The organism is Pseudomonas sp. F(2018) (genome assembly GCF_005508865.1).
Lineage (GTDB): Bacteria > Pseudomonadota > Gammaproteobacteria > Pseudomonadales > Pseudomonadaceae > Aquipseudomonas.
Genome location: NZ_SCOM01000002.1, coordinates 1,047,170 through 1,061,095, shown reverse-complemented (window position 1 = coordinate 1,061,095; position 13,926 = coordinate 1,047,170). Strand labels below are relative to the sequence as shown.

Below are 13,926 nucleotides of genomic sequence, written 5' to 3'. Positions count from 1 at the left end.
CCTTACGGCTGGATGGTCGCCTCGATACGCACGATCTTCGGCTCGCCGTCGATTAGGCGCAGGCTGGCGGTTTCCTGCATGCCGGTGCTCATCTCGTGGCCCTGCATGCTCAGGGTTTCCTTGGTGGTGTCCTTGACCGTGGCGCTCTGGCCGTCTTCAGCGATCTCAATCGACTCGACGTCCACTTCCATGCGGTAGCTGTCCAGGCCGGACCAGCCCTGCTTGAGCAGCTGGCGGTACTTGTCCGCGTCTAGCTCGATGCTGCCCTTGGCGGCGGTGATGTGGATGCGCACGTCGTCGCTCATGTGCGCCAGGGTGGCGTCGATATCGCGCTTCGAAGCGTCGGCCGCTATCTGGGCGTACAGGTTGCGGATGCTGTTTTCGGTCAGCGCCGGATCGGCGTGGACCAGCGGGGCAAACAGGCAGAGCAGGGACAGCGCGAGCTTTTTCATCGACCTTCCTTGTAAAGCACGGATACGGATGGCCGATGCTAGCGGCATCGCGCCGGCAAAAGGAACCCCGCCGTCGTGCGAGGTGTGGATTCAGTCCCGCTCCGGTGCGCCGAGCGGGAAGAACGCTCGATACGGCCGCGCCTCGTCCACCGCGCGGGCGAAGGACGGCCGCTGCAGCAGGCGCTGGCGATAGGCGCGCACGGTCGGGAAGGCCTCGCCAATCGGCTGGGTCCAGTCGGCATAGAACAGGAAGGGCGCCGCCGCGCAGTCGGCCAGGCTGAAGGCCTCGCCGGCGGCCCAGGTGCGCCCCTGCAGGCGCCGCTCCAGCCAGGCGTAGGCGGTGTCCAGCATGCGCCGTGCCTCGCTCACGCCGTAGGCGTCACGCTCCTCCGGCGCGCGCAGGGCATCGAACACGCACTTCTGCTGCGGCGTGGAGACGTAGTTGTCGAACACCCGATCCATGAATCGCACTTCCAAGGCTTCGTCAGGATCGTCCGGAAGCAGCCGCACCGGCCCGGGATGGTTCAGCTGCAGGTGCTCGATGATGATGCTCGACTCCACCACTATCCGCCCGTCGTCGACCATTAGCGGGAAGCGGCGCATGGGCCACAGCTCGGCCAGCCGCTGCATGTGCTGCGGCTGTTCCGGTGCCAGCAGGCGGTACTCGAAGGGCGTGGCGTTCTCGTAGAGGGCGATCAGTACCTTCTGGCAGTAGGAGGAGAAGGGGTGGGCGTAGAGTTCCAGGGCCATGTAGTGGGGTCTTCCGTCGAGGTGGTTTGCTCCTGGTCGAACGGCGAGCGCCTCAATCGACAGGCCGCTGGTTTTCCTGCGCCGTTTCTTCCGCCAGCCAGTTGAGCAGCGCCTTGATCGCCGGCTGGCGCTCGCGGCCCGGTACGCACAGCGCCAGGTAGCGCGCGCCGGGCAGGCTGATGTCGGCACGATAGGGCTGCAGCAGGCCGCTGGCCAGGCTGTCGGAGACCAGCACCGAGCTGGCCAGCACCAGGCCCTGGCCGGCGATGGCGGCCTGCAGGGCGTAGTGCTCGTCCGGATAGTCGCGGCGCATGGCCTCGACGATCCAGGGGGCGTTGGCCTCGGCGGCCCAGGTTTCCCAGGCCGGCAGGCCGGACAGCGGCGCCTCCCAGCCCACGCCGATCAGCTCCGGCCGCTGCGCCGGCAGGCGCTCCAGCAGCTGCGGCGCGGCATAGGCGGCGAAACGCTCCTCCATCAGTGGCTGCTGGAACAGCTGCGGGTATTCGCCCAGGCCACAGCGGATGGCCAGATCGATGCTGGCGTCGCGCTGCAGGTCGACCAACTCGTTGCTGGTCTCGATGCGTACGCGGATGCCCGGGTGGCGGCGATAGAAGCGGCCGAGGCGGGGGATCAGCCAGAGCGCGGCGAAGGCCGGCATGGTGCTCAGGCTCAGGCTGTGCTCGCCGGCCTGCGGGCGCAGCGCCTCCAGGCTGCGGTCGATCTCCAGCAGGGCGCCATGCAGGCTGCGGCGCAGGCGCTCGCCGGCCTCAGTCAGGCGCACGCCGCGGCCCAGGCGCTCGAACAACAGGCTGCCGAGCCACTGTTCCAGCCCGCGGATCTGGTGCGACACGGCGGTGGGCGTGACATTCAGCTCCAGCGCCGCGGCGCGGAAGCTGGCCAGGCGTGCGGCGGATTCGAAAGTGCGCAGGGCGGTGAGGGGCAGGCGGGCGAACATGGGCGGCTCGTCGATGGGTGAGTTGGATTCATCCTGGCGAACTATAGGTCATTTGTTCGCAGGTCTGATCACTCATAGATTCAGCGACAAGAAAGGGCCACTGGTGGCGCTGGTAAGGGTGAGGTGAACTATGCAAGGCGCGAAACGCAAAGTGGTCCAGGCGCTGCTCTACGAGCTGGTCGGCGCGCTGTTCGTGTCGCCGGTGATTGCCTTCGCGTTCGACGAGAGCATGGTCTATTCCGGCACCCTGGCCTTGCTGCTGTCGCTGGTGGCGCTGAGTTGGAACATGCTGTTCAACAGCCTGTTCGAGTACTGGGAGGCGCGCCAGGCAAGCCGCACCCGTACCCTGGGGCGGCGTGTGTTGCACTCGCTGGGCTTCGAGGGTGGCCTGGCGCTGATGCTGGTACCGCTGATGGCCTGGTGGCTGGACATCTCCTGGCTGCAGGCCTTGGTGGCCGATCTGGGGCTGCTGCTGTTTTTCTTCTTCTATGCCTTCGCGTTCCAGTGGGCCTTCGATCTGCTGTTCGGTGTGCCTACTTCTGCCATGGAGGTCTGTCAGGGCTGATCTGTCGCCGCTGCGTTTGCGGGGCCGCCGGACGCCAAGAGGTGGCAGACTACTTGACCACATGGACCGGTTCGCTGGACGTGCCGCTGTGCTGGGCTAGGGTAATGAAGAACAGCTAGCGGCACTGGACGCCTCTATGGACAGATTCACTGTGCTGCCTTTCCGGCTAGCGGGGCAGCATCTGGCGGTACCTCTGGAAAACGTGATCCGGGTGATCCCGGCGTTGCAGTGCACCCCGCTGCCGGGTGCGCCGCAGACCGTTCTCGGCCTGGCCAATGTGCGCGGGCAGATTGTCCCGGTGGTGGACCTGGCACGGCGCTTCGCCTGGCCGGCGGCGCCGCTCGCGCTGTGGCAGCCGTTCCTCTGGTTGCGCAGCCGCACTCGCGAGCTGCTGGTGCCGGTCGATGGCGTGGAGACGGCGGCCCAGTGTTCCGCCACGGATGTGGTCGATTCGGCGCAGCCCCGGGTGCCCAGCGAGATGGTGCGCGGCGTGTTGCGTACCGAGGAGGGCATGCTTCTGATCCAGGACGTCGAGCAGCTGCTGACCGACGCCGACGAGCTTGAGCTGCAGCGCGCCCTGGATGCCAGCGGAGCTGACCATGCGCCAGGCTGAGCCGATCTGTTCGCCACGCTTGCTGGAAGTGCTGGCGAGCAAGGTGCACCAGCACCTGGGCATGGACTTCGGCGGGCCACGTCGGCCCGAGCTGCTGCGGCGCCTGCGCCAGCTGGCCGTGGAGCAGCAGCGTGACCCGGCTACCTGGCTGGAGAGCCTGGCCTTCGCCGAGTGGGACGATGCGCAGATCCAGGCCCTGATTTCTGCCTTCAGCGTCGGCGAAACCTACTTCCGGCGCGATGCCGAGGCCCTCGATTGGCTGGCCCGGCACCATCTGGCGCCACTGCTGCAGCGCCGGCGCGCCGCCGGCCAGCGTTATCTGCGGGTGTGGAGCGCGGCCTGTTGCACCGGCGAGGAGGCCTACAGCCTGCTGTTCCTGCTCGACGGCCTGCTGGGCGCCGAAGCAGCCAGCTGGACGCTGGAACTGCTGGCCAGCGACATCAACGCCGGGTTCCTCGCCCGCGCCGAACAGGGGCGCTACGGGCAGAACGCCTTTCGGCGCAACGAGGAGGCGTTTCGCACCCGCTATTTCCAGGCCGACGAGCGCAGCTGGCGGGTACGCCCCGAATGGCGCGGGCGCATCCACTTCCTGCGCCACAACCTGGCCGACAAGGCGTTGCCCAACCCCAGCCGCGGATTGGCCGGAGTTGACCTGATCCTCTGTCGCAACGTGCTGATGTACTTCTCCACCGAACATGCCACGGCCGCGCTGCGCCGGCTGCTGGCCTGCCTCAGCGACGACGGCATCCTGGTGCTCAGCGCGGTGGAAGCGGGCCTCGCCACCCAGGCCGGCCTAAACGGCTTCTGGGCCGGCAGCAACTACGCCCTGGCCGCGGGCGCGGCCTTGCGGGCCTCGCCGCCACCGACAGTGAAGACACCGCCCACGCCGCCCCCGGTGACGCAATTCAAGTTCGTGCCGCCGGCGCTTCCCGAGCCCATTGCCAGCGCGCCGGCGCAGGTCGAGCCCGACGACCTGTGGCGCGCCGCCGAGGCCGCATTGGCTCAGGGCCGCATGGAACGGGCGCGGGAACTGCTGGATAGCTACCTGGCCCAACCCGGTCTGGTTTCGGCCAGGCGCTACGACGCCTGTCTGCTGATGGCGCGCAGCTGGGCCGACCAGCAGCGCAGCGGCGAGGCGCGGGAGTGGCTGCAGCGCGCCCTCGATCAGGACTCTGCGGCGCTGCCGGCCTACTGGCTGAAGGCGCTGCTGGCCCGCCAGGAGGGCGATGTATTAGCTGCCCTGCAGGCGCTGCACAAGGCGCTCTATCTCGATCCGGACTGCAGCATGCTGCATTTCCAGCAGGGGCTATTGCTGCGCGAGGCCGGCCGCCGCCAGCCCGGCGACAAGGCTTTGCGCGTCTGTCTGGGCCTGCTGCAGTCCGCTGCCGCCGATGCGCAGGTGCCGCTCGGTGATGGGCTCAGCGCCGGCCAGTTGCGCCGACTCTGTGAGCAATTGCTGGAGGGCGCCGCATGAGCGAGCCAGGCAACGTCGAGGAGCGCTGGACGCAGCTGCGCGAGCGCCTCGCGGAGTTCGAACGACGCATCGACCAGGAATTCTCTGCCGACCCCGGCGAGCATCAGGAGCGCCTGCTGCGACGCACCCGCGAATGGGCGCGCAGCGTCGAAGAGACGCGGCCGGACAGCCTGATCGAGCTGCTCAGCTTCACCCTCGGCGAGGAGCTGTACGCCATCGAGACCGGCCATGTCGGCGCCGTGCTGCCGCTGCCGCACTTCACCCCATTGCCCGGTACGCCACCCTTCGTGCTGGGCATCGTCAACGTGCGCGGGCACATCGTCTCGGTGCTGGACCTGCGGGTGTTCTTCGAGCTGCCGATCGAGGGGCTCTCCGACAAGAACTACCTCGTGGTGCTGCGCAATCAGGAGATGGAGTTCGGCCTGCTGGCCGATCGCATCCGCGGTATCGAGCAGATCCCGCGCGACAGCCTGCAGGCGGGCCTGGCCAACCTGACGGGCATCCGCGCGAACTACCTGCTGGGGGTTACCGCGGAGCAGGCCACGGTGCTGGATGGCACGCGCCTGCTCGGTGATCCGAACCTGCGCATCCACGCCGACGACTAAGAACCATGCAAGGAGGATTCATGCTGGCAAACCTGTTGAACCTGCGTATCGGTAACAAGCTGATGCTGGCATTCGCCGCGCTGATCCTGGGTTTCGCATTGCTGCTGTTCACCACGCTGGAGCAGTTCGTTGCCCTGCAAAAGAGCGAGGAGGAGCAGTTCGCCCGGCGTTATGCGCGGGTGACCGACGTCAAGGACCTGCTGATCAGCATCAACCTGCAACGCGTGGAGATGCTCAGTGCTCTGGGTGGCGATGCCCAGGTACTGGAAGAAAGCATTCGCGCCGGCAGCGAGCTGAATGATCGCCGCCTGGAGCGCCTGCAGGCGGCCGTGCAAGGCGACGAGGTAACCATCGAGCTGCTCAAGCAGATGCAGAGCGTGCGCGCCGGTTATGTGCGCAGCCGCGACAGCGAGCTGCTGCCGCTGCTGCAGGCCGGCAAGCTGGACGACGTACGGGCGCTGGTTGCCGGCCCGCAGCGGCAACGGGTGGAGCGCCTGCACGACCTGGCCGAACAACTGGTGGCACGCACCAACCAGCGCATCGCCGAGAGCATCATCCAGTCGCAGCAACAGCTGGATGACTTGCGCAGTAGCATCTTCCAGGCCGGCCTGGCCCTGGTGCTGGGTGGCGCACTGCTGGCCTGGCTACTCAGCCGGCATATCGCCCAGCCGCTGGCGCGCCTGACCAACCTGGCGGAGCAGATCGGCCGCGGTGAGATTCCCCGCGAGTTGCCGGGGCACGCCCGTCAGGACGAGGTCGGACGTCTGGGCCAGGCCTTCGTCAACATGAGCCAGTACCTGCGCGAGCTGGTGCAGGAACTCGACGAGAGTATCTCGGTGGTGGCCAGCGCCAGCGAGGAGATCATTGCGGTGACCACTCAGGTGGCGGCCAGCACCCAGGAAACCGCCACGGCGATCAGCGAGATCGCCACCACGGTGGAGGAGGTCAAGCAGACGGCGGTGCTGGCCGGTAACAAGTCGCAGTCGGTCAGCGAGAGCACCGAGCGCACTCGCCAGGTGGTCCAGAGCGGCCGTCAGTCGGTGGAGGAAACCCTGCGCGGCATGGGACTGATCCGCGAGCAGATGCAGGCGGTGGCGGAGAGCATCATGCGACTGGGAGAGCAGAGCCAGACCATCGGCGAGATAGTCGCGTCGGTCAACGACCTGGCCGAGCAATCCAACCTGTTGGGGGTGAATGCCTCGATCGAGGCAGTCAAGGCCGGCGATGCGGGCAAGGGCTTCTCGGTGGTGGCACAGGAAGTGAAGACCCTGGCCGACCAGTCCAAGCAGGCCACTGCCCAGGTGCGCGGCATCCTCGGCGATATCCAGAAAGCCATGACCAAGGCGGTCATCCTCGCCGAGGAGGGCAGCAAGTCGGTGGAGGGCGGCTACCAGCGCGCCCAGGTCAGCGGCGAGGCGATTCGCACTCTGGGCAGCAGCGTGGAGGAGTCCAGCGAGATCGCCCTGCAGATCGCTGCCACCAGCCAGCAGCAGATGATCGGTATGGACCAGATCGGCAGCGCCATGGAGAACATCCGCCAGGCCAGCCAGGACAACGTGGCTGGCGCGCGGCAGGTCGACCTGGCCGCGCGCAACCTGCATCAGCTGGGACTCAAGCTCAAGGGCCTGGCAGCCCGGTTCAAGCTGTGAGGCGCCCATGAGCTTCGATCGCGATGCACTCCGGCAGCGGCTGCAGGCGAGCTTCCGCGCCGAGGCGGCCGAGCGCCTGGCGATCCTTGCCGATACCCTGGCCAATTGGCGCGAGGGTGGCGCCAGCGAGCAGGGCATCGAGTCGCTGTTTCGCGAGGTGCACAGCATCAAGGGAGCATCGCGAGCCGCCGGGATCGGCGAGATCGAGCGAATCTGCCACGCCTGGGAGAGCCTGCTCGGCGCCGTGCGCCATGCCGATATCGAACTGACGCCGGAACGGGTGGAGCTCTGTCGCCTGACGCTCAAGCTGGTGCAGCGCCTGCACGCGGGCCAGGAGGTGGACAGTTACGAACTGGCGCAGATGATCGACAGCCTCAACGACAGCACCTTGGGCCAGGAGGTGGAGCTACCAGTGGTGGAGGCACCGATTGCCGAACTGCCGCAGGATCCGACCACCGTGCGCGTGGCCACCGAGCGCCTGGACGCGCTGTTGTTCCACAGCGAGGTGCTGCTGCAGCACAAGCTGGAGGCACACGCCCACGCGCGCATCCTGCAGGAACATGCGCTGGCTTTCGAACCGCAGCGGACCAAACGCATGCTTGGCTCCGGCGCGCTCAAGCAGCTGCGCGAGAGCCTCGACGAGCTTCCGAGCAGCGCCCAGGACGGCCTCAAGAGCGTGCTCGACTACCTAGACTGGAGCCTGTCGCAGCTCGACCGCCTGCACTTCGGTGCCGCCCGCCTGGCCAAGTCCGGGACGCAGATAGCTCTGGGGCTGGCGCAGCTCTCCGACGCGCTGATAGGCGAGATGCAGGGCGCTCTGCTGCTGTCCGGAAGCAGCCTGTTGGAGGGTGTGCCGGCCATGGTTCAGGACATCGCCAGCCAGGCCGGCAAGCGCGTGGAGCTGCAGGTGCGCGGCGAGAGCCTGCAGGTCGACAAGCGCATCCTCGATGAGTTGCGCATTGTCCTCACCCACCTGCTGCGCAATGCCATCGACCACGGCCTGGAGACCCCGGGCCAGCGCGGCGGCCAGGGCAAGAACCCGGTGGGGAAGCTGCTGGTGGAGCTGATCCAGGAGTCGGCTGATCGCTTCGAACTGCGGGTCAGCGACGATGGTGCGGGCATCGATCCGGCAGGGCTGAAAGCCAAGGCGCTGGCTGCCGGCCTGCTCAGCACGGAGCAGGCGCAGGTCCTCGGCGAGCGCGAGGCGCTGGGGTTGATCTTCCTGTCCGGGCTGTCCACCAGCGGCATGATTACCGATATTTCCGGCCGCGGCCTGGGCATGGCCATTGTCCAGGACACGGTGGAGCGCCTCGGCGGGCGTATCGAGCTGGACTCCGCGCGCGGTAGCGGCACTTGTTTCCATCTGCACCTGCCGCTGAGTCTGTCGACTTTCCGGGCGGTTATCGTGCGCAATGCCGAACGGGTGTTCGCGGTGCCGGCCCTGGCGGTGGAGCGCTGTCTGCGCCTGCCGGCGAGTGCCATCCGTACTTTGGAAAACCGCCCGTCGGTGGTCTTCGAAGGCGAGGTTCTGCCGCTCTGGCCGCTGGCCGACGTGCTCGGCCTGGCGCAGCCGCCGATCATCGCCAGCGAGCTGACCCTGCTGCTGCTCAAGGTGCGCGGCGAGCGCTTCGTGCTGCTGGTGGAGGAGCTGCTGGGCGATCAGGAAATCATCGTCAAGAATCTTGGACGCCAGTTACAGCGAGTGCGCAACCTGATGGGTGCCACCGTTCTCGGCGATGGCCAGTTGGTGCCCATCCTGCATCCTGCCGATCTCTATCGCAGTGCGTTGGAGTCTCAGGGCTCCAGCCTCAGCCAACAGGCGCAGCCGCGCCGCAAAGAAGTGGTGCAGCGTCTGCTGATCGCCGAGGACTCCTTCACTTCGCGTGGCCTGCTCAAGGCCATTCTCGAAGCGGCGGGCTACCGGGTGACCACCGCCAACGACGGGCTTGAGGCCTGGAACGCCCTCAAGCAGGGACAGTTCGACCTGCTGGTGTCCGACGTGGAAATGCCGCGCCTGGACGGATTCACCCTCACCAGTCGCATACGCGCCGACCGCACCCTGGCGGATCTGCCGGTGGTACTGGTGACCGCCCTGCATTCCGCCGAGGACCGCGCCCGCGGCCTGGAGGCGGGGGCCAACGCCTATCTGGCCAAGAGCGGCTTCGAGCAGGACAACCTGCTGGAAGCCATTCGCCGGCTCATCTGAGGGGGAAGGGGATGCGCGTGCTGGTAGTGGACGATTCACCGGTGAGCCGCATGCTGTTGCGTGCCGTGCTCGAGGGGGAGGGCTATGAGGTACGCGAGGCCAGTACCGGTGCCGAGGCTTTGCAGGTGCTCACCGGGTTCATGCCGGACATCATCACCATGGATGTGCACATGCCTGGCATGGATGGCTATGAGACCACCGAGCGTATCCTCGAACACTACGCCTTGCCGGTGGTAATTCTCTCCGCCAGCGTCAATCATCAGGCCTCGGTCACGGCCATGCGTGCCCTCGAGGCCGGCGCCCTGGCGGTGCTGGAGAAGCCTGCGGGGCCGACCGCCAGCGACTTCGAGGAACGCATCGAAGAGTTGCTGCGTACTCTGCGCAGCATGGTCCAGGTGAAGATCGTGCGGCGTAAGCGCCGACCCAGCGAGATGAGTTCTGCCGATACACCGCCGCTGGTGGCGCAGACGGCGGCCTGCGCACCGCAGCTGGTGGCGATCTCCGCATCGGCGGGCGGGCCACTGGCGATCAAGGCTTTGCTGCAATCCCTGGCGCCGCAGCAGCCCTGGCCCTTGGTGCTGGTCCAGCACATCGCGCCGGGTTTCCTGCCGAGCTTCCGCGACTGGCTGGCGACGCTGACGCCGATCCCCATCGTGATCGCCGAGCGCGGCCAGCGCCTGGCTCCGGGAGCCCTGCACCTGGCGCCGGACGGCCATCACCTGGGCTTCGCCGCCAACCGCAGCGTAATCCTCGACGACGCGCCGCCGGAAGAACACGTGCGTCCGGCCGCCAATTACCTGTTCCGCTCGGTCGCCCGCCACTTCGGCAAGCAGGCGATCGGCATCCAGATGTCCGGCATGGGCCGCGACGGCGCCCAGGGCCTGGCCGAGATGTGCCAGGCCGGCGCCCTGACTCTGGTACAGGAGCCGGGCACGGCGGTGATCGACTCCATGCCCAAGGCGGCCATCGGCCTGCAGGCCGCCCGCCAGGTGTTGCCGCCCGAAGGCATTGCCGACCTGCTCAACGCAATTGCTACCCACATGGCCGCAGTAAACGGAAGTAACGGGAGGGAATGACCATGTATGCAGACGCCGAAATTCTGGTGGTAGAGGACAGCCACACCCAGGCCACCGAACTGCAGTACATGCTCGAAGCCGTTGGCTGCAAGGTGCGGGTGGCGAGCAATGGCCGCGAAGCGCTGGAGATGGTGGCGGTGCGCAAACCGACCATCGTCATCAGCGACATCGTCATGCCGGAAATGGACGGCTATGAGCTGTGCCGCCAGCTGAAGAGCTCGGCGCTGACCCAGGGCATCCCGATCATCCTGGTCACCGCTCTGGCCGACGCCCGCGACGTGGTGCACGGCCTGGCCTCGGGGGCGGACAACTTCATCGTCAAGCCCTTCGACGAGAAGTACCTGATGTCGCGCATCCGCTACTTCCTGGTCAACCTCGAACTGCGCACCCACGAGCGGGTGCAGATGGGGGTCGAGGTGGTGCTGGAGGGCGAGCGTCATTTCATCACCGCCAGCCGCCAGCAGATCCTCGATCTGCTGATTTCCACCTACGAGCAGGGCGTACGTCTGAACAACGAGCTGCAGGCCAAGCACGACGAGCTGGCGCGTACCAACTCGCTGCTCAACTGCCTGTTCCACTTCACCAGCGGCCTGACCGATGCCAAGAGCGAGCGCAATGTCATCGACGCGGCGCTGCGCCGCATCCTGGAGTTCCCCGACGCGGTCGGCGCCTGGCTGCTGCTGGCCGACGCCAACGAACCGCACGAGCCGGCCCAAGTGGCCGGTGCCTGCGCCCGCGGGCAGAACTACTCGAAGCATGACCTCGACAACTGCGCGCGCAACTGCCCGTGCCGACATGCCTGGGTCAGTGACAAGCTGTCGCGGCCGAGCAATATCAGCGACTGCCCGGCGCTGCTCGACAAACCGGGCGACTCCATCCACGCCAGCATCCCGCTGCAGATGGGCGGCGAGATCATCGGCATGCTCAACGTGGTGCAGCGCGACGCACAGCCCTGGTCGGAAGACTCACTCAGCGCCCTGGCTTCCATCGGCCGCCAACTGGCCATGGCCCTGGGCCGCGTGCGCCTGTTCGAGAGCATGGAACAATTGGTGGAACAGCGCACCGAGGCGCTGACCAAGAGCGAGGAACTGTTGCGCAAGGTGCTGGACAGTCTACCGGTGGGGGTGTTCGTCACCGACCAGCAGGGCCGCCTGATCATGAGCAACCCGGAGAGCAGCCTGATTTGGGGCGGCGCCCACCCGAGCGGCGCGGACGGCTACGGCCACTACCGCGGCTGGTGGGCGGAGACCGGCGAGCGCATCACCGAGTCGGGCTGGTCGATGATGCGTGCCGTGCAGCAAGGCCGGGTGTCGCGCAACGAAGTGGTCGACATCGAGACCTTCAAGGGCGAGCGCAAGACCATCCTCAACTCGGCAGTGCCGTTTCGTGACGCCAGTGGGGTGATCCAGGGTGCCATCGTGGTGATCCAGGACATCACCGAACAGCGCCGCCGCGACCTGGAGATCCGCATCCGCACTCGGGCGGTCGAGGCCAGCGTCAACGCGGTGATCATCACCGACGCGGAGCATCCGGATCAGCCCATCGTCTATGCCAACCCGGCCTTCGAACGCATTACCGGTTACTCGGTGGACGAGGTGCTGGGGCGCAACTGCCGTTTTCTGCAGGGTAAGGACCGCGACCAGGCGGAGCTGGACAGCATCCGCCGCGCCTTGGTGGCGAAGGAGGAGGGCGCGGCCCTGCTGCGCAACTTCCGCAAGGACGGCTCGGAATTCTGGAACGACCTGCGGGTAGCGCCGGTGGTCAACGATCGCGGCAAGGTCAGCCACTTCGTCGGCATCCTCCACGACGTCACCGAGAGCAAGCGCTACCAGGAGGAACTGGAGCACCAGGCCAACCACGACAGCCTGACCGGCCTGCCCAATCGCAACTTGCTCAACGACCGTATCGGCCAGGCCATCGCCTTCGCCAACCGCGGCAGCGGCCAGTTCACCCTGGCGTTCATGGATGTCGACCAGTTCAAGGTGGTCAACGACAGCCTGGGCCATAGCGCCGGCGACCAGCTGCTGATCGAGATCGCCGCGCGTCTGCGTGCCTGCGTGCGCGACATCGACACGGTGGCGCGCCTGGGAGGCGACGAGTTCATCATTCTGGTGGCCGACACCGTCCAGCTCAGCGAGCAGGTCGCCATGCTGGAACATATCAAGGACACTATTGCCAGCCCGATGATGCTGGACGGCCAGGAAGTGGCGGTCAGCTGCAGCATCGGCTTCTGCTGCTTCCCCAGCGACGGGCGCGATGCCGGCACCCTGCTGCGCAACGCCGACACCGCCATGTACCAGGCCAAGCACCAGGGACGTAACCGCATCTGCGCCTTCATGCCGGCGATGAACGAGCAGGTCCAGGCGCGCCTGGCCATGGAGCAGCAGACCCGCCATGCCCTGCAGAACCAGGAGTTCATCGTCTTCTACCAACCCCAGCTGGACCTGCAGAACGGCCGCCTGTGCGGTTTCGAGGCACTGGTGCGCTGGAACCGCGGCGGCACCATGGTTTCACCAGGCGAATTCATACCGCTGGCCGAGGAAACCGGCTGGATCGTCGATATCGATTTCTACGTGTTCGAGATGGTGTGCAAGCAGCTGGCGATCTGGCGCGAGAGCTTTAGCCAGGACCTCAGCGTGGCGGTGAACTTCTCCGCCATCAGCTTTGCCGACGAGAATTTCATCGAGCGCATTCTCAGCGTGCTGAGGAGCCAGAACATTCCCTCGCGCTGGATCAAGATCGAGCTGACCGAGACCATCCTGACCAGCGACGCCGACGTGGTGCAGCGCAAGATGCAGCACCTGTGCGAGCAGGGCGTGCGTTTCTCCATCGATGATTTCGGTACCGGCTATTCCTCCCTGGGTTACCTGAAGCGTTTCCCGTTCAGCCAGCTGAAGATCGACCGCAGCTTCATCACCGACATCCTCACCGAGCCGGACAGCGCCTCGCTGGCCCGCTCGATGATCTCCATCGGCCACAACCTGGGGATCAAGGTGATTGCCGAAGGGGTGGAGCAATCGGAGCAGATGAGCTTCCTGCGCGCCGCCGGCTGCGACGAGATGCAGGGCTACTTCTACTCACCGCCGTTGCCGCCGCTGGCCTGCATGCAGTTCCTGCAGAGCGGTACGCCGCTGAGCCTGCCGGCCAATATCCTCGACGGCACCGAGCGCTATCTGCTGATCGTCGATGGTAGCGCCGAGAGCCACGAGGCCCTGCGCCGCGTGCTGCGTCTGGAGAGCTACAAGCTGCTCATCGCCAGCGACGGCGCCGCCGCGCTCAACCTGATGGCGCTCTACCCGGTAGACGTGGTGCTGACCGACCTGAGTCTGGTGGACATGCACGGCGTGGAATTCCTGCGCAAGATCCGCAGCATCTACCCGGACGCCATCCGCCTGGCCCTAAGCGACGCGGCCCGGGTCGGCAGCATCCTCAAGGCGGTCAACGAGGGTGTGATCTACCGTTTCATCACCACCCCCTGGGAGCCGGAAGACCTGCGCAACCAGCTGCGTGAAGCCTTCCAGCAACGCGAACTGCACCGCGAGAACCGCCGCCTGCGCCAACAGATCGGCGTGGCGCGCTGA

11 protein-coding genes are annotated in these 13,926 nt (G+C 66.6%); 8 read left to right on the top strand and 3 right to left on the bottom strand.

Annotation, left to right across the window (positions count from 1 at the left end; translation table 11 throughout):
- Positions 1–2: 2 nt before the first annotated feature.
- From FFS62_RS13035 to FFS62_RS13025, 3 genes are all read right to left on the bottom strand, one after another.
- Positions 3–452 (bottom strand): nuclear transport factor 2 family protein, encoded by a 450-nt coding sequence (locus FFS62_RS13035; RefSeq protein ID WP_171016325.1) that lies wholly within the window; start codon positions 450–452, stop codon positions 3–5.
- Between the two features lie 90 nt (positions 453–542).
- A complete protein-coding gene (locus FFS62_RS13030) occupies positions 543–1,202 on the bottom strand; it encodes a glutathione S-transferase family protein (RefSeq protein WP_137973230.1) in 660 nt (219 codons plus the stop codon).
- Between the two features lie 52 nt (positions 1,203–1,254).
- On the bottom strand, positions 1,255–2,157 hold the full coding sequence (locus tag FFS62_RS13025; RefSeq protein WP_137973229.1) for a LysR substrate-binding domain-containing protein: 903 nt from the start codon (positions 2,155–2,157) through the stop codon (positions 1,255–1,257).
- A 130-nt stretch (positions 2,158–2,287) separates the two neighbouring features.
- On the opposite strand from FFS62_RS13025, the gene FFS62_RS13020 reads away from it, so the two are divergent.
- From FFS62_RS13020 to FFS62_RS12985, 8 genes are all read left to right on the top strand, one after another.
- On the top strand, positions 2,288–2,722 hold the full coding sequence (locus FFS62_RS13020) for a PACE efflux transporter (protein WP_137973228.1): 435 nt from the start codon (positions 2,288–2,290) through the stop codon (positions 2,720–2,722).
- A gap of 136 nt (positions 2,723–2,858) precedes the next feature.
- On the top strand, positions 2,859–3,335 hold the full coding sequence (locus FFS62_RS13015) for a chemotaxis protein CheW (RefSeq protein ID WP_137973227.1): 477 nt from the start codon (positions 2,859–2,861) through the stop codon (positions 3,333–3,335).
- On the top strand, positions 3,322–4,809 hold the full coding sequence (locus FFS62_RS13010) for a protein-glutamate O-methyltransferase CheR (RefSeq protein ID WP_171016324.1): 1,488 nt from the start codon (positions 3,322–3,324) through the stop codon (positions 4,807–4,809). Before FFS62_RS13015 ends, FFS62_RS13010 begins: the two co-directional genes overlap by 14 nt.
- The gene (locus tag FFS62_RS13005) at positions 4,806–5,414 is read left to right on the top strand and encodes a chemotaxis protein CheW (protein WP_137973225.1); all 609 of its coding nucleotides are present in this window, start codon (positions 4,806–4,808) and stop codon (positions 5,412–5,414) included. The genes FFS62_RS13010 and FFS62_RS13005 overlap by 4 nt, the downstream gene beginning before the upstream one ends.
- 20 nt (positions 5,415–5,434) lie before the next feature.
- The gene (locus FFS62_RS13000) at positions 5,435–7,063 is read left to right on the top strand and encodes a methyl-accepting chemotaxis protein (RefSeq protein ID WP_137973224.1); all 1,629 of its coding nucleotides are present in this window, start codon (positions 5,435–5,437) and stop codon (positions 7,061–7,063) included.
- A 7-nt stretch (positions 7,064–7,070) separates the two neighbouring features.
- The gene (locus FFS62_RS12995; protein WP_137973223.1) at positions 7,071–9,269 is read left to right on the top strand and encodes a response regulator; all 2,199 of its coding nucleotides are present in this window, start codon (positions 7,071–7,073) and stop codon (positions 9,267–9,269) included.
- Positions 9,270–9,280: 11 nt separating this feature from the next.
- Complete coding sequence (locus FFS62_RS12990) at positions 9,281–10,345, top strand: chemotaxis protein CheB (protein ID WP_137973222.1); 1,065 nt, start codon at positions 9,281–9,283, stop codon at positions 10,343–10,345.
- A gap of 2 nt (positions 10,346–10,347) precedes the next feature.
- The gene (locus FFS62_RS12985) at positions 10,348–13,926 is read left to right on the top strand and encodes an EAL domain-containing protein (protein WP_171016323.1); all 3,579 of its coding nucleotides are present in this window, start codon (positions 10,348–10,350) and stop codon (positions 13,924–13,926) included.

What these genes read in the sequence shown, in the direction of transcription:
- FFS62_RS12985 (WP_171016323.1), top strand. Translation starts at nt 10,348, where the DNA reads ATGTATGCAGACGCCGAAATTCTGGTGGTAGAGGACAGCCACACCCAG.
- FFS62_RS13005 (WP_137973225.1), top strand. Translation starts at nt 4,806, where the DNA reads ATGAGCGAGCCAGGCAACGTCGAGGAGCGCTGGACGCAGCTGCGCGAG.
- FFS62_RS13015 (WP_137973227.1), top strand. Translation starts at nt 2,859, where the DNA reads ATGGACAGATTCACTGTGCTGCCTTTCCGGCTAGCGGGGCAGCATCTG.
- FFS62_RS12990 (WP_137973222.1), top strand. Translation starts at nt 9,281, where the DNA reads ATGCGCGTGCTGGTAGTGGACGATTCACCGGTGAGCCGCATGCTGTTG.
- FFS62_RS13000 (WP_137973224.1), top strand. Translation starts at nt 5,435, where the DNA reads ATGCTGGCAAACCTGTTGAACCTGCGTATCGGTAACAAGCTGATGCTG.
- FFS62_RS13035 (WP_171016325.1), bottom strand. Translation starts at nt 452, where the DNA reads ATGAAAAAGCTCGCGCTGTCCCTGCTCTGCCTGTTTGCCCCGCTGGTC.
- FFS62_RS13020 (WP_137973228.1), top strand. Translation starts at nt 2,288, where the DNA reads ATGCAAGGCGCGAAACGCAAAGTGGTCCAGGCGCTGCTCTACGAGCTG.
- FFS62_RS13025 (WP_137973229.1), bottom strand. Translation starts at nt 2,157, where the DNA reads ATGTTCGCCCGCCTGCCCCTCACCGCCCTGCGCACTTTCGAATCCGCC.
- FFS62_RS13030 (WP_137973230.1), bottom strand. Translation starts at nt 1,202, where the DNA reads ATGGCCCTGGAACTCTACGCCCACCCCTTCTCCTCCTACTGCCAGAAG.
- FFS62_RS12995 (WP_137973223.1), top strand. Translation starts at nt 7,071, where the DNA reads ATGAGCTTCGATCGCGATGCACTCCGGCAGCGGCTGCAGGCGAGCTTC.
- FFS62_RS13010 (WP_171016324.1), top strand. Translation starts at nt 3,322, where the DNA reads ATGCGCCAGGCTGAGCCGATCTGTTCGCCACGCTTGCTGGAAGTGCTG.